Here is an 18,039-nt window from a genome sequence, read left to right on the forward strand (position 1 = left end):
GAGGAGCACCTATCCGTGGGCGATCGCCCGGACCCGGATCCGGCGCCGAGGTCCCTGGGCGAGGCTGGGCCCGTGAACGTGGCCGACCCTCGAAACCCGGCGGGGCCGGACGACGAGGCGGGGCCGGGGGTGGCCGAGCGAGAGCTCAACCGGGCGGCTGAGCGTTACGCGGTGTGGTTGCGTTCGGCGGTGATCGCGCCCTGCGCCGTTTTCGGGATCTTCGCGACGCCGGACGAGCACAGACCGGCGACGATCTCGACTGCGGCCCTCGCGATCGGGTGGTGCGCGCTCCGCCTGGCCTGGACGCGGAACCGTACGCTCTCGCGGTCGTGGCCGCCGGTCGTGGTCGACGCGACGGTCCTCGTGGCGGTGGGCCTGGGCCAGGCGGCGACCGGCACCGGGGACCCCGGCGGCTGGGTGGTGGCGCTGGTCTCGATCACCGCCGTGACGTATCCGTACGAGTGGCCCACCAGGCCGCTGGTCGGGTGCGGGCTGGGCGTCCTGGGGCTCGGCGCCTTCGCCGCGGGCTCCTTCGTCCACTTGGGCGAGTGGTCGATCGCGCTGGCCGGGGCTCGCGTGCTGCCGGAGCTGGCGCTGTCCCGCCTGTCCTACGTGCTCGTCCGCGCCCAGGCGCGGACGGCGGACCGGCTCACGGCGCGGGTGGCGGCCCGGCGCCGGGACGCCGCCGTCGCCGCGGCCAGGCGTTCGGGCGAGCGGGAGTACCTGGCGACCCTGCACGACACGGCGAGCACCACCCTGCTGATGGTCGCGGTGGGAGCCCGCGACGGAACACGGTGGGTGCCCGAGCGCGCCCGCCAGGATCTGGAGCAACTCGCCAAGGTGCCCGGCTCGGACGACGGCCGCGTCGACCTGGGGCCGCTGCTGGGCACCGCGACCCGCCGCCCCGCCGTCCGCGTCGAGGTGGAGATCGGCGCCCTGCCTCCGCTGCCCGCGACGCCGGCGCTCGCGATCTTCCACGGCGTACGTGAGGCGCTGACGAACGTGGAGCGGCACGCGGGGGTGCCGGAGGCGACGCTGCGCGCTGGGCTCGACGAGGGCGGACGGATCATGGTCGAGCTGCGGGACCGTGGCCGCGGCTTCGACCCGGAGCGGGTCGCCGCGCATCGGCGCGGCCTCTCCGGTTCGATCGTGGAGCGGATGACCAGGGCGGGCGGCCGGGTGCTGGTCGACTCGCGGCCGGGCGGGGGCACCACGCTGCGATGGATGTGGCCGGATGACGGAGACGGCTGAGCGCCACCGCGACGGGTCGGCCGTCCGGGTCGAGGACCGGCTCCTGCGGGGTGCCCACGCGGCGGTTCTGGCGGTCACGGCGGCCGTGCAGTTCGGCCTCTGCCTGCCCACGCTCATCGAGCACAGCCGACGCTACGACCCGCTGTGGCTGGAGATCGCCGGATTCGTCCTGCTGGGCGGTGTCGCGGCCGGCGCCGCCGTGTGCCTGGCACGCCACGGCCGCATCCCGCCGCCGGCACGGCGCATCGGCGCGGGGCTGGTGCTGCTCGCGGCGAGCGCGGCGGCGGTCGCCGCGCCGCCGGGCAACTATCTGGATCGGGCCCACTGGTACTTCGGCCTGGTCGGCTGGTACGGCGTGCTGCTGCTCTTCGACCGGCGGCCCGCGCGCCTGGCCCTCTTCCTCGGCGCGAACCTCGTCGTCGCCCTCGCCAAGGCCGTCCTGTCGGGCCCGCCTGATCCGCTGGCGTGGGCGGCGATGGCGGTGTCCGTGGTGTCCGTCTACGGGTTCCAGCTCGCGCTGAGCCTGGTGATCCAGGAGGTGCGGCGCGTCGCCGCCCGGGCGAGGGAGACGGCGGAGGAAGAGGAGCGGCTCCGCACGGCGGAGGCGGTGGCCGAGCACCTCCACCGCGACCACCGGCAGCGCTACGTCGCGCTGCTCGGCACGGCCGTCCCGCTGCTCGCCGGGCTCGGGTACGGCTCGCTCGACCCGTCCGATCCGGACGTCCGGCGCCGCTGCGCGCGCGAGGCGGCCAGGATGCGGCGCCTGTTCGCGGAGAGCGACGACGTGTCCGACCGGTTGGCACACGAGTTGCGGGCGGTCATCGAGGTCGCCGAGCGGAGCGGGATCACCGTCCAGTTCGCGGCGCGTGGCGAGCCGCGGGATCTTCCCAAGGACGTGCGGCGCGAGCTGATCGATCCAATGGCGGCCGTGCTCGCCGCGGCCGTGTCCAACGCCCGCGTCACGGTGGTCCGCACGCCCAGCCGGGTCCGGGTCAGCGCCCTCGGCGACGGGACGGGGGCGCCGCGCCTGGAGTTCGGATCGCGACATGTCGAGGTGAATGGTGTGGTGGCGGAGAATCGACTGTGGGTGGAGGCGGTGTGGCGACAGGAGACGCCATCACGGTGACGCTGATCGACGACCATCCAGTGGTCCTGGCCGGGGTGAAGAACTGGTACTCGACGGCGGATCCGCCGATCGCGGTTGTGGCCTCCGGCGCCACCGTGAAGACCGCGTGGACTCCGCCGGGGGACGCGGCCGCGGTCGTCGTGCTCGATCTGCAACTGGGCGGCCGCCCGCCCGCGTACGGCGACCTGCGACGGCTGGTCGACGTGGGCCGGCAGGTCGTCGTCTACACGATGCGCGACGACGAGAAGACCGCGCTGACCTGCATGGACATCGGGGCCTTCACCTTCCTCACCAAGGCCGAGGGAGAGGAGCACCTGGTCGCCGCCACGGTCGCGGCCGCGCACGGCCTGCCATACACGCCGCCGGCGCTGGCCGGCGCGTTCGGCGCGGACACAGCGCCCGATCGGCCGAAGCTCTCCCTGCGGGAGGAGGAGGTGCTGATCGAGTGGTTCCAGTGCGAGTCGAAGGAGCTCGTCGCGCGGAAGCTCGGCATCACGCCGCGGACGGTCAACTCCTATCTGGACCGGGTCCGGATCAAGTACGCGAGCGTGGGGCGGGAGGCCCGGACCAAGGCGAACCTGGTCGCGCGGGCGATCCAGGACGGGCTGATCGACGTGAACGATCTGTGATCATCTGATCGCACCGTGCATTGCGGGTCGAACAACCGTCACTCTGACATGGTCCGGCTCCCTAGGGTGGTGATCACGTCACCGAGGCGCTCCCTTTCCGAGGCGTTCGATGGGCGGCCGTTCACCTGCGCCTGTGCGCCCGGTCGATGCCGCCGACGTCGCCGAGTGCCACGGTCCGGGCGCATCGGATGGTGACGGAATGGACAGGCAAGCACAAGAAGATTCGGAGTTCATGTCGTGAGGCGAGTTCGAAGGCGTTCGCTCGGACGGTCGACCGTGCGCGGGGCAGGATTGAGCGTGATCCTCGCTGCGGCGCTGGCGCTGCCGGCGACAGCCTACGCGGGCACGGTCGACAAGACGGACGACAAGCTGGCCGCCGGAGAGGTTCTCAAGCCGAACGAGTCGGTGAAGTCCAAGGACGGCCAGTACAAGCTGATCCAACAGGCGCAGGGCAACCTCGTCCTCTACGGCCCCGGCAACAAGGCCGTCTGGGGGACGCCCACGTCAGGCACCACCGCGTACGCGACCATGCAGCGCGAAGGCAACCTCGTCATCTACAACGCGTCCAACCAGCCGCTGTGGGGCACCAACACCGCCGGCCACCCCGGCGCCTACCTCAAGGTGCAGAACGACGGCAACCTCGTCATCTACTCCGCGAGCAACGAGTTCCTCTGGTCGCGGCACGCCTACGTCGGATCGCTTCCGTCCGGGCACACGCTCAAGACCGGGCAGTGGGTCCAGTCACGGAACGGCGAATACAGGCTGCTCATGCAGAAGGAAGGCAACCTCGTCCTCTACACCCGGGCCAACAAGGCCCTGTGGACGACCCCCACGGCGGACAAGCCGGGCGCCTACGCCGCCATGCAGAAGGAGGGCAACCTGGTGATCTACAGTTCGTCGAACACCGGCGTGTGGACCACCAAGACCGCGGGCAACCCAGGCGCCTACCTGGCAGTGCAGAACCAGGGCAACGTCGTGATCTACTCCAAGGACGACAAGCCCCTCTGGTCGGCGACAGCCGGCTAGCCTACGCCCGCAACTCCTCGGCCAGCGCCGCGGCGAACGCGTCCACGTCGGCCTCGGTGGTGTCGAAGGCGCACATCCACCGCACCTCGACCATGCCACCGCCGACCTGCTCGTTCCAGTTGTAGAACCGGAACCGCTTGCGCAGCCGGTCGGCCACGTCGGCCGGCAGGACCGCGAAGACCGCGTTGGCCTCGACCGGGCGCGGCACGCTCACCCCGGGCAGGTCGCGTACGGCTTCGGCGAGCCGCCGGGCCATCGCGTTGGCCTGGCGGGCGCTGCGCAGCCACAGGTCGCCCCCGAGCAGGGCCTCGAACTGCACCGACACGAACCGCATCTTCGAGGCCAGCTGCATGCTCGTCTTACGCAGGTACGGCAGGCCTCGCGACGCCTCGGGGTTCAGCACGACGACGGCCTCGCCCAGCAGCAGCCCGATCTTGGTGCCGCCGAACGACAGCACGTCGACCCCCGCGTCCGTGGTCAGGGCGCGCAGCGGCACGTCCAGGGCGGCGGCGGCGTTGGTGATCCGCGACCCGTCGAGGTGGACGAACATCCCCAGCTCGTGGGCGTGGTCGCAGATCGCCTTGATCTCGGCCGGGGTGTAGAGCGTGCCCAGCTCGGTCGCGTTGGAGATCGACACGACCCGGGGCTGCGCCCGGTGCACGTCGCCGAACCCCCACGCCTGCCGGTCGATCAGATCGGGCGTGAGCTTGCCGTCCGGGGTCGGCACGGTCAGCAGCTTCAGGCCGCCGGTGACCTCGGGCGCGCCGCCCTCGTCGGTGTTGATGTGCGCGCTCTCGGGGCAGACCACGGCCTCCCAGCGCGCGCACATCGAGCGCAGCGACACGACGTTGGCCGCCGTGCCGTTGAACACGGGGAACACCTCGGCCTGCTCGCCGAAGTGCCTGCGGAAGACGCCCCGGACCGCCTCGGTGTAGACGTCGTCGCCGTAGGAGATCTGGTGTCCCCCGTTGGCGAGGGCGATCGCCTCCAGGATCTCGGGGTGCACCCCCGCGTAGTTGTCGCTGGCGAACGTCCGGCTCGCCGGGTCGTGCCGGCGTACGGCATCGGTTGTCACGAGATGTCTCCCCATCGCGGTTTCAGGCCCCGCGGCCGGCCCGGTCAGGCCGGCCGCGGGGCCGGATCAGCAGCGTAGATCAGGGCGTGAGGTCGATCCTGCGGCCGTTGACCGCCGCGGACTCCTCGTCCCACAGGCCCGCGACCGCCGCCGCCAGGTCCTTCACGTCGGTGAAGGTCCGATATGGCTTGTCCGGGTTCGCGGCCCTCATCTCATCGTGCACCAACGCGTTGACCACCAGGACCACCGCGGCGGCGGAGGTGTCCTTCAGCGCGTCGGCCAGCGACAGCGTCCACGCCTCGGCGGCGGCCTTCGCGGCCGCGTACGCCGCGCCGCCCTGGGTCGGCTTCTGGGCCGCCCGGGCCGACACGATCACGAAACGGCCGTTCCCGCTCGCCCGCAGCAGCGGCTCGAACTCCAGCGAGACGTTCTGCAGGGTCCTGATCAGCAGGTCGTGCAGCAGGTCCCAGTCGTCGAGCGAGGTGTCGGCGAAGGTCTTCGACCCGCGCCAGCCGCCGACCAGGTGGACGACGCCGTCCACCCGGCCGTGCTCGGCCCGCACCCGCTCGGCCAGGCCGCGTACGGCGTCCCGGTCGAGCAGGTCGACGGCCAGGCACCCCTCGGCGCCCGACTTGTCCACACCGATGACGGTGTCCCCGAGCTCGGTGAACTTCCCGACGACGGCGCGGCCGGCCGGGCCGCCCGCCCCCGTGACCACGATCACCCTGCTCATCCCCACACGTTCCTCTCCGGCCCCGCTCACGCGCGGATGCCCCGGGTCGACTCCACCACGTCGGTGAGCTTACGGCGCAGCGCCTCGTAGAACATGCTCAGCGGGAACTCGTCGGACAGCACGGCGTCGACCATGGCCTTCTGCTCCGTGGGCAGCGCCTGGACGCCCTGCTTCCACACCGAGGCCGGGTCGGGCTCGACGTACGTCGCCACCAGCTCGTGCGCGGCGAGCCAGTGCGCGCGCTTGGACCGGTCGATGCCGTCCCGGTAGAGCTTCTCCACCTCGCCGCGCAGGTCGGCGATGCCGTCGGCGACCCGCGACCAGTCGATCGTGAGCCGGTTGTCGGTCCACCGCACGATGCCCTGCCGGTGCAGGTAGGCGAACAGCAGTTGGCCGCCGAGCCCGTCGTAGTTGCGCACCCGATCGCCGGTGATCGGGAAGCGGAACAGCCGGTCGAACAGGACGGCGTACTGCACGTACCGCGCGTGCGGCACGCCCGCCGCCTCCAGTTTCACGGCCTCGCCGTACGCCGTGAGGTCGCAGCGCAGCTCCTCCAGGCTGTAGAGCCAGTACGGCATGCGCTGCTTGATCATGAACGGGTCGAACGGCAGGTCGCCGTGGCTGTGTGTACGGTCGTGGACAAGGTCCCACAGCACGAAGGTGTCCTGGGCGAGGTCCTGCGACGCCAGCAGCCGGGCGGCGTCCGGCGGCAGCTCCAGCTTCAGCGTGGCCGCGGCGGCCTCGCTGACCCGGCGGAACCGGGCCGCCTCGCGGTCGCAGAAGATGCCGCCCCAGGTGAAGCGCGGCGGCGCCTGCCGCACGGCGACGGTCTCGGGGAACAGCACGGCCGAGTTGGTGTCGTAGCCGGAGGTGAAGTCCTCGAACGCGATCGGCACGAACATCGGGTTGTCGTAGCCGCCCCGCTCCAGCTCGGCCAGCCACTCGGGCCACACGACCCGGATCCAGACCGCCTCGACGTTGCGGTTGAGGTTGCCGTTCTGGGTGTACATCGGGAAGACGACCAGGTGCTCCAGGCCGTCGATCCGCTGGGCGTCGGGGTGGAAGGCGTTCAGCGAGTCGAGGAAGTCCGGCACGCCGAGGCCGGCCGACACCCACGCGCGGAAGTCCTTCATCACCGCGTCGAGATACTCGGCGTCGTGCGGGAAGTGCGGCGCGAGCCGTCCGATGCCGTCGACGATCTCGCTGATGCACGCCACGGCCTCGTCGTGGTCGCCGGCGACCGAGCCGTCCTTGGCCTGGAGCGGGCGCAGCCGCTCCACGGCGGCCTTCAGCCGGGCGAACTCCTCCGCCACCTCGGGGCGGGACGCGCGGGTGGCGCCGGACGCCTCGGGCACGCGGGCGGCCCAGGTCACCAGGTTGCCCCACAGCTTCTCGTGGTCGTAGTCGCGGATCGAGTCGTCGCCGAACAGGTCGGAGTCGGCCAGGACGACCACCCGGCCCCGGCCGTGCCGTACGGCGGCCACGAGCGGGGAGTTCGCGGGGTCGGCGGACCCGGAGGTCGTGAACAGGACATCCGCCCCGGCGGGCACGCCGAGCGTCCCGGCGCGGTAGAAGCAGGCCCGGCGGACCTCGGCCAGCAGGTCCTGGGCCACGCCACCCGGCTCGGTCACGGCCTGCGCGGAGGGGACGCCGAGGATCCAGGTGGCCACGGTGTTGTGGCAGTTACCGGGGTCCTGCACGGTCGCATGCTCGGCCGTCACCCCGAACCGGGCGAGCAGCTCGCCCAGGTTGCTGCCGTACTTCTCCTGCTCGTGCTCGGCCAGCACGATCAGCCCGCCGCCGCCAGCGACGTACGCCTCGACGGCGTCGATCTCCTCGGCGGAGAAGACGGGGCTGCCGACCCCGGTGGTGCGCTCCCAGCGCTCCGCCGAGGGGTGCGCGACCACGAAGACGTCACACCCGTCCAGCACGGCCGGGGTGACCGGGCCCTCGGTGTGCGCGCGCACGGTGTGGCCGAGCCGCCGCAGCGACCCGGCGGCCTCCGCGTAGCTGTTGTCGTCGGGGTGGGCGGGATTCATGATCTCGGCGACCTCCCGCCGGATCGTCCACGCCTCGCTGTGCGCCTCGTCGAACAAGACCGCCGGGAAAGCCTTCATGAAAAATCTCCCGTAGTGTGAGCCGTCTTCCGGAAAATATACACATACCTAGCCTCGTAGCGATAAGTCGCCCTAGCGGATGAGGAGACATCACCCGGGCGGCGGACGAGTCCCCGCGGGTCGCTCACCTACCGTCACCGGCCGTAGGCAGACAGACCCGAAGGGAAAGATCGATGTTCAAACTGTCCGACTCGGTGGCCTTCCGGCGCACCGTCACCGGAGTCCTGTTGTTCGTCGCTCCGCTGCTGCAGTTCGTCGCGCTCCTCGTCGACCCCGGCACCTGGGGCGACGACCGCGAGATTCTCAGCTACGGCGACAACCCGGCCCTGGCCCAGCTGGAGTCGGCGCTCTACCACTGGAGCTGGCTGCTCGTCCCGATCGCGGCCTTCGGCCTGCTGCACCTGGTCCGCAAGAGGTCCGTCGTTCTCGGGCACATCGCCGGCGGCATGACCATCGTCGGCTACATCAGCCAGTCGGCGCTGCTCATGATGGACCCCGTGGAGTGGTGGTTCGGGCAGCATTACCCGGTCGAGCAGGGCCAGAAGATGTTCGACGAGGTGTTCAACCTGCCCGGCACCATCTTCGGCTTCGTGATGCCGTGGCTCTACCTCGGCATGGTCGGCCTGCCGCTGCTGCTGCTGGCCGTCTGGCGCACCGGCTTCGTCCACTGGTGGGTGCCGGCCGTCGTCGCCGTGGGTTACCTGGGCTCGCTCGCGGTGCCGTACAGCCCGGTGATGATCCCTTTCTGGGCCGCCCCCGTCATCGCCCTGGGCTACCTCGGGCTCAAGGTGCTGCGGATGACGAACGCCGAATGGGCGTCGTACTACCCGAGCGCCGACCCCGGCGTCACCACGCCCGACTCGTACGCGAACACGACCGCCTGAGCGCGGTCGCGCAGGTTCAGCTTCATGAGCACGCGGGCGACGTGGGTCTTGACCGTGGCCTCTCCGACGAAGAGCTCCTTGGCGATCTCGGCGTTGGTGAGGCCTCGGGCGAGCATCCGCAGCACCTCCAGCTCGCGCGGGGTGAGTTCGGCGAGCTGCGGCGGCCGGACCGGCTCGTGCCGGCCCGCGAAGGAGGCGATCACCCGCGTGGTTACGGCGGGGTCGAGCAGGCCGTCACCCGCGGCGACGACCCTGATGGCCTCCACGAGCTGCTCGGGTGGCGACACCTTCAGCAGGAAGCCGCTGGTCCCCGCGCGCAGCGCGGCGTACAGGTTCTCGTCGGTGTCGAACGTCGTCAGCATGATGACCTTGGGCGGCCGTAGCGCGTCGAGCAGATGCCGGGCCGCGGTGAGCCCGTCCATGCGCGGCATCGAGATGTCCATGAGCACCACGTCGGGCTGCACCCGGCGAGCCAGGGCGACCGCCTCGGCACCGTCGGCGGCCTCGCCCACGATCTCCATCTCGGGCTCGCTCTCGACCACCATGCGCAGGCCGGCCCGGATCATCGCCTGGTCGTCCGCGAGGACGATGCGGATGGTCAATTCGTGGCCTCGCTCATCGGCACTCCCTGGGAGATCGGCAGCGTCGCGCGGACCCGGTAGCCGCCGTGCGGCAGCGGCCCGGCGTCGAGGGAACCGCCGAACAGCTCGGCCCGCTCACGCATGCCGATGAGCCCGTTGCCGGTGGACAGCGCCGGTCCGGCGCCCCCGCCATTATCGATGATCTCGAGCTCCAGCCGGTCAGGGTGGTAGGCGATCCGGATGCGCACGTCGGCGTCCCCGGCGTACTTGACCGCGTTGGTGAGCGCCTCCTGCACGATCCGGTAGGCCGACAGGTCGAGACCGGGCGCCAGATGCACGGGCTCGCCCTCCGTCTCCAGCGTCACGCGAAGACCCGAGGACCCGACCGTGGAGATGAGGTTGGGCACCATGTCGAGCCCCGGCTGCGGCAGCGCCTCGTCCTGCGGCATCCGCAGCGCGCCCAGCATGATCCGCAGCTCCTCCACCGCGTCCCGGCCCGCCTGCTCGATGCCGGAGAGGATCACGGTCTCCGGGGAGCGCTCACCCTCCTGGGACGCGCCCATCCTGCGGCGCAGCGCGCCGGCCTGCATGACCATCATGCTCACGCTGTGGGCCACCACGTCGTGCAGTTCCCTGGCGATCCGGTTGCGCTCGGCGGCGACGGCCTCGGCGGCCCGGCGCTCCCTCTCCATCTCCAGCCGCGCCGCCCGCTCGGCCATCCGGTGCACCCGCAGCAGGTAGCCGCGCAGGGCCAGGCCCGTGACGTACGCGGAGCCGAACATCACGGTGAGGAAGATGACCTCCTCGAACGGCAGGAAGCGGTGGTCGACGGCCCCGGAGTCGAAGACGAGGATGCCCGCCAGCGCCCAGCTCCCGCCCGGTTTGAACGGCAGATGCGCGCCGATCGTGTGGAAGACGATGAGCAGCGCGGCGAGCTGCCACACCGGGCAGTGTTCGTTGCCCTGCCGATGCCAGGCGTACTGCGCCAGGATCATCAGGATGAAGACCGCCACCGGAGCCTTGCGGCGATACCAGACCAGGACTCCGGTGACCACCGCCTGCCCGACCCACCACCACTGCGGGTTCTGGGACGCGCCGTACTCCTCGGCGACGGTGAACGCCTCAAGGGTGCCCAGCGCCATGATGGCCAGGCCGATCAGAAGGTCGACGCGGGGGACCGAGCGGAGGGGGGACAAGCGCATGCGCGCAGAGTAATCCCTGCCCGGCACAGCGCGCATCAGGCAACAGACGTCCCGCAATCGGCCTGCAAGTCAACGTCAAGTGACCCGACGATCATCGCCCTGTATCAAGTGGGTGTCGGTCACGAAACTCACCTTGTCGAGCACTGTCCGCGCTGAGACGCTTAAAGCGTTCCGAACAGGCCTAGGAGAAGCAGATGCCCCGCCTGCACTCCCTTATCGCGGGGCTGGGCGCGCTCTCGGCGCTCGCGGTGCCCATGCTCCACCCGCACCCCAGCGGTTCCACCGACCGGGTCACCCCCGGCGCCGTACGCGTGGAGTCCTCCTCACACGTCCGCATCACGCTGCTCGACGACCGCGGCGTGATCAAGCAGATGGCCCGGGACTACGACGTCGACCTGGCGAAGGGCAGCGGCTTCACGGTCACGCCCGACGGCGTGGTCGTCACCGCGACCCAGGTCGTGCAGGCCGCCGACGACCCCCGGGTGTACGCCGCCAACCGGGTGTTCGCCGAATACTTCAAGGTGAAGATCCCTGCCGACTTCAAGCGGCACTCGCTGGACGACGCCGACCTCGACCGGCGGCTCCAGGCGTGCTACCCGCCGCAGCAGACCGACTCGACGTGCATCGCCGATGTCACGACGAACGTCACCGTCTACCCCTACCTCGATCCACCGCCGCCGGGGGGCCTGCCCGCGCAGATCCTGACCACTGGGACGTCCCCCGCGTCCCCGGCCGTGCTGAAGGTCACCAAGGGCGGCGAGAAGCAGTCGCTGCCCACGGCCCCGCTGGGCACGGCAATCGGCGGCGCGGTCGAATCGCTCGACATCATGTCGCTCCCGAGCAGGCCCTCGGCGAAGACGCCGCCCAAGCTCGACACCGCGCACCTCGACCCGCCGGGCGGCCGGACCGTCAAGGAGCGCGACAAGGTCCTCAAGCTGCTGGACGACGGCGCGCCCGGCGCGGCCCTCATCGACGACGGCAAGAGCGAGGTGGTCGGGTTCGTCTCGGGAGGCGGCGACGAGCCGGTGACCATCACCTCCGCCGACGAGATCCGCAGCACGCTGGTCGCCGCCGGGGTCACCCCCCGCCGCGGCCCTGTCGACGTGGTGTACGAGAACGCGCTCGCCTCCTACCACAACAAGCTCTACAGCGGCGCGATACCGGCGCTGCAGCAGGTGCTCAACCTGCGCCCCGACCACGCGGTGGCGGCCGATCATCTGCGGGTCGCCCAGTCCAAGGCGGGCACGGCGGAGGACGCGGGCTCCAAGCCGGTGGCGCGCCCGACGACGGGGGCGCAGCCGAAGTCGTCGGTGCCGCCGTACGTGTGGGCGGCCGGCGGCGTCGTGGTCCTCGCCCTGCTGGCCGTGGGTGTCGTGCTGCTGCGCCGCAGGAGCGCCGCCGCACGACCTGACGGCGACGCCTACCGGAACGACGGCCAGACGGACCCGGGGATCGGTGGGCACGGTATCGCCGGGCAGGGGGAGTTCGCGGGCGAGGCCGGGTCCTACCCGCCCGCGGAGAACTCCTGGCCGCCGTACGCCGTGACGAGGGTGTTCGGGGCCGAGGCCGCCCGGTCCCCCGAGGTCATGGGGCCGCCTCCGGCGACTCCTGCGCCTGCTGATCCGTCCCCGCCCGGCGGGCATTCGTACCCCGCGGACCCGTCACCGCCGCACGGGCATTCGTACCCCGCGGACCCGTCACCGCCGCGCGGGCAGGCACAGGTGAAGTTCTGCACACAGTGCGGCATGCGGCTGGGCCAGGGACATCGCTTCTGCGGCTTCTGCGGGAACCCGGTCGATTCGTGAGCAGGCTGCTCGTGAGCAAGGGAACGTTCAAGGGGGATGCCGGATGACCGAGGGGCCCGTGATGCCGCAGCTCGTCGGGCGGCGACTCGGCGACTACACGGTCGAGGCGGTCGTCGGGCGGGGCGGCATGGCGACGGTCTACCGGGCGCGCGACCAGCGGCTCGGGCGGGCCGTGGCGCTGAAGGTGCTCGCGCCGCAACTCGCGCACGACGACCGGTTCCGCGACCGGTTCGTGCGCGAGTCCCGGATGGTGGCGAGCATCGACCACCCCAACATCATCCCGGTGTACGAGGCAGGCGAGCGCGACGACCTGCTGTTCATCGCCATGCGCTACGTCGAGGGCAGCGACCTGCGCAAGCTCGTGCAGTCGGAGGGCGCGCTGCCGGTCGGGCGGGCCAACCCGCTGTTCGCGCAGATCGCCTCCGCACTGGACGCCGCGCACGCCCACGGCCTGGTGCACCGCGACGTGAAACCGGCCAACATCCTGGTCACGCGGTCCGACCACGTCTACCTGACCGACTTCGGGCTGACCAAGAGCTCCGCGGCCGAGGCCGGATTGACCAGCCACGGTCACTTCATGGGCACCCCGCGCTACGTCGCTCCTGAGCAGATCCGGGGCCTGCCGGTCGACGGCCGCAGCGACCTGTACGCGTTCGCCTGCGTGGTGTACGAGGCGCTCGCCGGGCAGCCGCCGTTCCAGCGGGACACCGAGCTCGCGCTGCTCTACGCCCACGTCTCCCACGACCCGCCGCCGCTCACGCCGTACCGGCCGGACCTGCCGCACGCGGTGAACGCCGTGGTCACGCGGGCGCTGGCCAAGTCACCGGCCGAGCGGTTCGAGACCTGCCAGGCGTTCGTGTCCGCGCTGCGCGACGCGATCAGCGGCGGCGCGGGCGACCCGGCGGGACCGGCCTCCCCCTCGTACCCCCCGGTCTCCCCGTCGTATCCCCCGGTCTCCCCGGGATCCGCCGGGTCCCATCCGCAGGGGTCCTACCCGCCGGGCACGCCCTCCTCGTTCCCTCCCGGCACCAGGCCGCCCGTCTCCCATCCCTCGGGCTCGGTGCCGCCGCGCTCGGTGCCCGCGACGTCCCACCCGCCCGTGAGCCACCCGTCGAACGCCGGGACCGCAGGCCAGGGACAGGGGCCGGTGCAGGGGCACGGGTCGTACCCTCCCGGGTCGCCGCACTCGCATGCCACGGTCGCGCCGGCGGCCTCGCCGGGCCGCCGGCGGGGGCTGCCGCTCGGGCCGCTGATCGGCGGCCTGGCGGTCCTGGTGTCCATCGCCGTCGCCGCCACGCTGCTGCTCACCAGGGGCGGGGACACCGCCGCGACGTGGAACACCTACCAGGGCAGCACCGCGGCGCCGTTCACCATGTCCTACCCCTCGGCCTGGGGCGAGGCCAAAACCAACGCCGACCAATGGATGATCGCCTCCCCCGCCGTGAACGAGTTCGACGCGCTGTTCGCGGTGCCGGGCAACACCGACTGGTCGAAGGTGAACCCCATCATCGCGAGCCAGCCGGACCGGGCCACGGGCGTGTTCGCCCAGGTCAGCAACACCCTGAGCACATCCGACTCGCCGATGGAGCTCCAGGAGAGCCTGGGCCCCGCGCTCCCCGGCGTGACCACCTACTACGGTGTGCCGACACCGACGACGGTCGGGGCCAGGCCGGCGTTCCGGATCGAGGGCGTGCTCAGCGACCCCCAGCAGGTCGGACGGCTGGACTTCATCGCCTACGTCGTCCGTCAGGGCGACACCGGCACGACCGTCCTGATCACGTTCTTCTGCCCGAACGGCCGGTGCGACCGATCGAACATCGACCACGCGGTGAACACGATCACGTTCACGTCCTAGCCCGCCAGGCCCCCCAGTCCCGCGCGCCGTCGAGGACGGCCCGGTGGACCGCACGGGCGATCCGCGCGCCCCAGACGGAGCGCGGGCCGCCGAACGCCTCCGCCGGGCCCTCCTCGCGTACGGCGACGCAGACGGCGTCCGACGCGGTCCCGGTGCAGGGGAAGCCCGCCTCCAGCAGCGCCTGCGTCTTCGCCTCGGTCACCGTCATGACGGCGTTGACCAGCGCCGGGTCGGAGAACGCGACCGGCACGGCCACCAGGATGTTGATCGTCCCCGGCCTCGGCGGCACGCACGTCCCGGCCTCACCCGCAGCGACGGCCTCCCGCGCGGGTTCCCGCTCGGGCTCCCGCGCAGCCTCCGGGGCGGCCGGCATGCCGGGGTCGGGCACGCTCTCGGGCGCGGCCGCCCAGGTCGGCACGCCCAGTCCGACCGTGGCGACGGCCTCCGCTCCCCCGTCGGCCGCCGCGGCGTACCGCTCCACCAGCGCCGCCGTCATCATGCCGACCCCGGGACCTTCGGGACCGAGCGCGTGCATGTGCTCGACCGGGTCCATGCGCGAGTAACCGGCGGCCACCTGCGCGTTCAGCACCCACTCGCGGCGGCCGATGCCGCCGCCCAGCATCGCCGAGGAGATCATCCGCCAGCCGGGCCCGAACCGCCACAGCAGCGTGCCCAGCCGCAGGCCGTCCTCCACCCGGTGCGTCAGGGACGGTCGCGGGAGGCCCGTCATGCCTCCTCCACCATCGAGGAGATCGACGGGCGGACCAGGTGGACGAGCGGCCGCCCGTCGGGGCCGGGCTCCACCCGCACACGGGCGCCGAAGTGCTCGGTCAGCAGCGGCTCCGCCAGCACCCGCGCGGGCGGCCCGGCCGCGACCGCGCGCCCCGCGGCGAGCAGCACGAGCGCGTCGGCGTACTGCGCGGCCAGGCTGAGGTCGTGCAGCGTCGTCACGACGGTGAGGTCGTCGGCCAGGCGCAGCCGGTCGACGAGTTCGAGCACCTGCTGCTGATGGCCCAGGTCGAGCGCCGTGGTCGGCTCGTCCAGCAGCAGCACCGGCGCCTGCTGCACCAGCGCCCTGGCGAGCACGACCCGCTGCCGCTCGCCGCCGGACAGGTGCCCGAGCGGCCGGGACGCGAAGCCGTCCAGGTCGAGCCGTTCCAGCACCGACCGCGTCACCTCGCGGTCCCGCGCGCTCTCGCTGCCGAGATAGGGGATGTACGGCGTTCGGCCCAGCAAGGCGTAGTCGTAGACCGTCATGTCGGGCGGCAGCGCCGGGCTCTGCGGGGCGTAGGCGATCAGCCGGGCCCGCCTGCGGGGGCGCAGGTCGTCCACGGCCGTCCCCTCGACGAGCACCTCTCCGTCCCTCGGCACCAGCCCGGCGACGGCCCGCAGGAGCGTGGACTTGCCCGCGCCGTTCGGCCCGATGACCGCCAGCCACTGACCGGGCGCGGCCGACAGCGTGACGTCCGTGAGCACCCGCCGCCCGCCGAGTGTCACGCCCACGCCGCGCGCCTCGATGGCCGGGACGTCCCGCACGCTCACGTCTCCACCCGCCGGGTCACGCGCAGGACGGTGACGAAGAACGGCGCCCCGACGAACGCCGTGACCACCCCGATCGGCAGTTCGGCCGGCGCGAGCACCGTACGCGCGATCGTGTCGGCCAGCACGAGGAACGCCGCGCCGCCGAGGAACGACAGCGGCAGCACGATCCGGTAGGACCAGCCGGCGAGCCGCCGGACCACGTGCGGCACCACGATCCCGACGAACGCGATCAGCCCGCTGACCGCCACCGCCGACGCGGTGGCGAGCGAGGCGGCCAGCAGCACCACGAAGCGCACGCGCGCCGCGCGCAGGCCGAGGCTGACCGCCTCCTCGTCGCCCACCGACAGCACGTCGAGCAGCCGCCCGTGCAGCAGCATGACGACGGTCGACACCACGGCGTACGGCGCGATCATGAGGAGCTGGTCCCAGCCGCCGCCGACGTCGCCGAGGATCCACGAGTAGATCCGCTGCAGTTCCTCCACCTTGAGCTGCTGCACGAAGGTCTGGATGGCGGTGAGGAACGAGGTGACCGCGACCCCGGCGAGCACGAGCGTCGCGGTGCCGCCGCCCCGGCCCGCCGTGTGGCCCAGCGCGTACGCGAGGAACACCCCGCCGACGGCCCCGGCGAAGGCGGCGACAGGCACCGCGGTCACTCCGGCGTCGCCGCCCAGGAAGACCACGACGAGCGTCACCGTGAGGCCGGCCCCGGCCGCCGCCCCGAGCAGGTAGGGATCGGCCAGCGGGTTGCGGAACACGCCCTGGTAGCCCGCCCCGGCCGTGGCGAGCAGCCCGCCCACGACGGCGGCGAGCAGCACCCGCGGCACCCGGAGCTGGAACAGCAGCCCCTCCTCGACCGGAGCGAGCCCCGAGTGCACGGACACGAGCGGCAGCCGGTCGAGCAGCGCCAGCGCGATGGCGCGGGGCGAGATGCCCGCCGCGCCCGCCATCAGGCCGAGGGCGAGACTGGCCACCAGCACGGCGGACGCGACGAGCAGCGCCCGGCCGCGTGGCCGGGCCGGCGTCGTCACTCCACCACCGGCCTCACCACGCCACCGCTCATCGCGTCACCACCGGCGTCCGCGTCACCACCGGCTCAGCTCGCCGCCTTCTGCACGGCGTCGCTGACGGCCTGGGCGAGGTCGGCGACGCGCGGCCCCCAGCGGGAGGCGATGTCGTCGTCCAGTTCCACCACGCGGTCCTTCTTCACGGCGGACAGGCCGGACCAGCCCGGTCGCTTGGCCAGCGCGGCGGCGTTCTGGCCACAGCACTTGGTGTCGCCGAGGAAGATCAGGTCGGGGTCGGCCTTGGCGACGTACTCCGCCGACAGCTTGGGGTAGCCGCCCGCGGCGTCGGGGGCCTCGTCGGCGATGTTCTTCAGCCCGAACAGGTTGTAGACCTGCCCGATGAACGTGCTCGACGTCGCCGCGTAGGGCGTGGTGTCCAGCTCGTGGTAGTACGTCAGGTCCTTGCCCTTGGGCGCCGCCGCCGCGAGGGCGTCGATCTTCTGCTTGACGCCGCTCGCCAGCTCGTCGGCCTTGGCCGCGTTGCCGGTGACCGCGCCGAGGTCCCTGATCTGGTCGTAGGTGTCGTCCAGCTTGGTCGCGGCGGGTTCGAGCAGCACCGGCACGCCGACCTTGCCGAGCCCGGCGACCACGCCCTCCAGGTCGTTGGCGAGCACCACGAGGTCGGGCTTGGCGGCGACGATCGCCTCGACGTTGGGCTTGAACCCCGACAGCGACGTCTTGGGCGCCTCGGGCGGGTAGTTCGACTGGTCGTCCACCGCCGACACCTGCGCGCCCGCGCCGATCGCGAACAGGATCTCGGTGGCCGTCGGGGACAGCGACACGATGTGCTCGGGCTTCTTGGCGATGGTCACCGCGCCGTTGCCCGCCTGGACCGTGACGGGGAAGGCGCCCTGCCCCGTGCTGTCCGAGGAGGCGGGAGTGGGGGTGGCGGACGTGGCGGCGCCGTCGGTCTGGCCGCAGCCGGCCAGAGCGAGCACGCCCAGCACCACACCCGCGACGGCCGTGCGTACGGGCCTCACGAGGTCCTCCATCAGGGGGAATGCCGGGAATCGAGGGACCCGCTGGAAGCGACGGATCACCCTTTTCCACGAGGGTCGATGGCGTCGGCGCACAGCGCAGGCGACCTGGCTCGTCCCCGGGGGCGGGGAAACCACAGTTGCGGGACAGCGCCGGATTCTCACCGGACTT

At 72.2% G+C, this 18,039-nt stretch carries 16 protein-coding genes; 7 read left to right on the top strand and 9 right to left on the bottom strand.

Annotation, left to right across the window (positions count from 1 at the left end):
- Nucleotides 1-72: 72 nt before the first annotated feature.
- The 4 genes from ACQEVJ_RS31845 to ACQEVJ_RS31860 all read left to right on the top strand — a co-directional run bounded on the left by ACQEVJ_RS31845 (nt 73) and on the right by ACQEVJ_RS31860 (nt 4,032).
- On the top strand, nt 73-1,251 hold the full coding sequence (locus ACQEVJ_RS31845; RefSeq protein ID WP_433107466.1) for a sensor histidine kinase: 1,179 nt from the start codon (nt 73-75) through the stop codon (nt 1,249-1,251).
- Nucleotides 1,235-2,377: a hypothetical protein gene (locus ACQEVJ_RS31850; RefSeq protein WP_433107468.1), complete on the top strand. Its 1,143-nt coding sequence runs from the start codon at nt 1,235-1,237 to the stop codon at nt 2,375-2,377. Before ACQEVJ_RS31845 ends, ACQEVJ_RS31850 begins: the two co-directional genes overlap by 17 nt.
- Nucleotides 2,350-3,006: a response regulator gene (locus ACQEVJ_RS31855; RefSeq protein ID WP_433107470.1), complete on the top strand. Its 657-nt coding sequence runs from the start codon at nt 2,350-2,352 to the stop codon at nt 3,004-3,006. The genes ACQEVJ_RS31850 and ACQEVJ_RS31855 overlap by 28 nt, the downstream gene beginning before the upstream one ends.
- Nucleotides 3,007-3,303: 297 nt before the next feature.
- Nucleotides 3,304-4,032, top strand: a complete 729-nt coding sequence (locus ACQEVJ_RS31860) for a hypothetical protein (RefSeq protein ID WP_433107472.1) — start codon at nt 3,304-3,306, stop codon at nt 4,030-4,032.
- A 1-nt stretch (nt 4,033) separates the two neighbouring features.
- Here ACQEVJ_RS31860 and ACQEVJ_RS31865 read toward each other — a convergent pair whose 3' ends face one another.
- From ACQEVJ_RS31865 to ACQEVJ_RS31875, 3 genes are all read right to left on the bottom strand, one after another.
- Nucleotides 4,034-5,122 (bottom strand): threonine aldolase family protein, encoded by a 1,089-nt coding sequence (locus tag ACQEVJ_RS31865; protein ID WP_433107474.1) that lies wholly within the window; start codon nt 5,120-5,122, stop codon nt 4,034-4,036.
- Nucleotides 5,123-5,186: 64 nt separating this feature from the next.
- Nucleotides 5,187-5,840 (bottom strand): SDR family NAD(P)-dependent oxidoreductase, encoded by a 654-nt coding sequence (locus ACQEVJ_RS31870; protein WP_433107476.1) that lies wholly within the window; start codon nt 5,838-5,840, stop codon nt 5,187-5,189.
- 26 nt (nt 5,841-5,866) lie between these two features.
- The gene (locus ACQEVJ_RS31875; RefSeq protein ID WP_433107478.1) at nt 5,867-7,957 is read right to left on the bottom strand and encodes a DUF6421 family protein; all 2,091 of its coding nucleotides are present in this window, start codon (nt 7,955-7,957) and stop codon (nt 5,867-5,869) included.
- 173 nt (nt 7,958-8,130) lie between these two features.
- Here ACQEVJ_RS31875 and ACQEVJ_RS31880 point away from each other — a divergent pair, with 173 nt between their 5' ends.
- Nucleotides 8,131-8,841: a hypothetical protein gene (locus ACQEVJ_RS31880; protein WP_433107480.1), complete on the top strand. Its 711-nt coding sequence runs from the start codon at nt 8,131-8,133 to the stop codon at nt 8,839-8,841.
- On the opposite strand, the gene ACQEVJ_RS31885 is transcribed toward ACQEVJ_RS31880, so the two are convergent.
- Nucleotides 8,781-9,443, bottom strand: a complete 663-nt coding sequence (locus ACQEVJ_RS31885) for a response regulator (protein ID WP_433107482.1) — start codon at nt 9,441-9,443, stop codon at nt 8,781-8,783. The genes ACQEVJ_RS31880 and ACQEVJ_RS31885 overlap by 61 nt on opposite strands.
- Entirely contained in the window at nt 9,440-10,624 is a 1,185-nt protein-coding gene (locus ACQEVJ_RS31890) for a sensor histidine kinase (protein ID WP_433107484.1), read from the bottom strand. The genes ACQEVJ_RS31885 and ACQEVJ_RS31890 overlap by 4 nt, the downstream gene beginning before the upstream one ends.
- Nucleotides 10,625-10,818: 194 nt before the next feature.
- Between ACQEVJ_RS31890 and ACQEVJ_RS31895 the strand changes: the two genes are divergently transcribed.
- Nucleotides 10,819-12,429, top strand: coding sequence for a zinc ribbon domain-containing protein (locus ACQEVJ_RS31895; protein ID WP_433107486.1), 1,611 nt, complete (start codon nt 10,819-10,821; stop codon nt 12,427-12,429).
- Nucleotides 12,430-12,472: 43 nt separating this feature from the next.
- Nucleotides 12,473-14,284, top strand: a complete 1,812-nt coding sequence (locus ACQEVJ_RS31900) for a protein kinase domain-containing protein (protein ID WP_433107488.1) — start codon at nt 12,473-12,475, stop codon at nt 14,282-14,284.
- On the opposite strand, the gene ACQEVJ_RS31905 is transcribed toward ACQEVJ_RS31900, so the two are convergent.
- From ACQEVJ_RS31905 to ACQEVJ_RS31920, 4 genes are all read right to left on the bottom strand, one after another.
- Complete coding sequence (locus ACQEVJ_RS31905; RefSeq protein ID WP_433107490.1) at nt 14,274-15,014, bottom strand: adenosylcobinamide amidohydrolase; 741 nt, start codon at nt 15,012-15,014, stop codon at nt 14,274-14,276. The two genes, ACQEVJ_RS31900 and ACQEVJ_RS31905, sit on opposite strands and share 11 nt — an antisense overlap.
- Complete coding sequence (locus ACQEVJ_RS31910; RefSeq protein ID WP_433107492.1) at nt 15,011-15,826, bottom strand: ABC transporter ATP-binding protein; 816 nt, start codon at nt 15,824-15,826, stop codon at nt 15,011-15,013. The genes ACQEVJ_RS31905 and ACQEVJ_RS31910 overlap by 4 nt, the downstream gene beginning before the upstream one ends.
- The gene (locus ACQEVJ_RS31915; protein WP_433107494.1) at nt 15,823-16,854 is read right to left on the bottom strand and encodes a FecCD family ABC transporter permease; all 1,032 of its coding nucleotides are present in this window, start codon (nt 16,852-16,854) and stop codon (nt 15,823-15,825) included. Before ACQEVJ_RS31915 ends, ACQEVJ_RS31910 begins: the two co-directional genes overlap by 4 nt.
- Before the next feature lie 65 nt (nt 16,855-16,919).
- Nucleotides 16,920-17,870, bottom strand: coding sequence for an ABC transporter substrate-binding protein (locus ACQEVJ_RS31920; protein WP_433107496.1), 951 nt, complete (start codon nt 17,868-17,870; stop codon nt 16,920-16,922).
- Between the last annotated feature and the right edge of the window lie 169 nt (nt 17,871-18,039).

The organism is Microbispora sp. CA-102843, assembly GCF_050936215.1.
Taxonomy (GTDB): domain Bacteria; phylum Actinomycetota; class Actinomycetes; order Streptosporangiales; family Streptosporangiaceae; genus Microbispora.

What these genes read in the sequence shown, in the direction of transcription:
- ACQEVJ_RS31865 (WP_433107474.1), bottom strand. Translation starts at nt 5,122, where the DNA reads ATGGGGAGACATCTCGTGACAACCGATGCCGTACGCCGGCACGACCCG.
- ACQEVJ_RS31880 (WP_433107480.1), top strand. Translation starts at nt 8,131, where the DNA reads ATGTTCAAACTGTCCGACTCGGTGGCCTTCCGGCGCACCGTCACCGGA.
- ACQEVJ_RS31905 (WP_433107490.1), bottom strand. Translation starts at nt 15,014, where the DNA reads ATGACGGGCCTCCCGCGACCGTCCCTGACGCACCGGGTGGAGGACGGC.
- ACQEVJ_RS31895 (WP_433107486.1), top strand. Translation starts at nt 10,819, where the DNA reads ATGCCCCGCCTGCACTCCCTTATCGCGGGGCTGGGCGCGCTCTCGGCG.
- ACQEVJ_RS31850 (WP_433107468.1), top strand. Translation starts at nt 1,235, where the DNA reads ATGACGGAGACGGCTGAGCGCCACCGCGACGGGTCGGCCGTCCGGGTC.
- ACQEVJ_RS31900 (WP_433107488.1), top strand. Translation starts at nt 12,473, where the DNA reads ATGACCGAGGGGCCCGTGATGCCGCAGCTCGTCGGGCGGCGACTCGGC.
- ACQEVJ_RS31890 (WP_433107484.1), bottom strand. Translation starts at nt 10,624, where the DNA reads ATGCGCTTGTCCCCCCTCCGCTCGGTCCCCCGCGTCGACCTTCTGATC.
- ACQEVJ_RS31870 (WP_433107476.1), bottom strand. Translation starts at nt 5,840, where the DNA reads ATGAGCAGGGTGATCGTGGTCACGGGGGCGGGCGGCCCGGCCGGCCGC.
- ACQEVJ_RS31875 (WP_433107478.1), bottom strand. Translation starts at nt 7,957, where the DNA reads ATGAAGGCTTTCCCGGCGGTCTTGTTCGACGAGGCGCACAGCGAGGCG.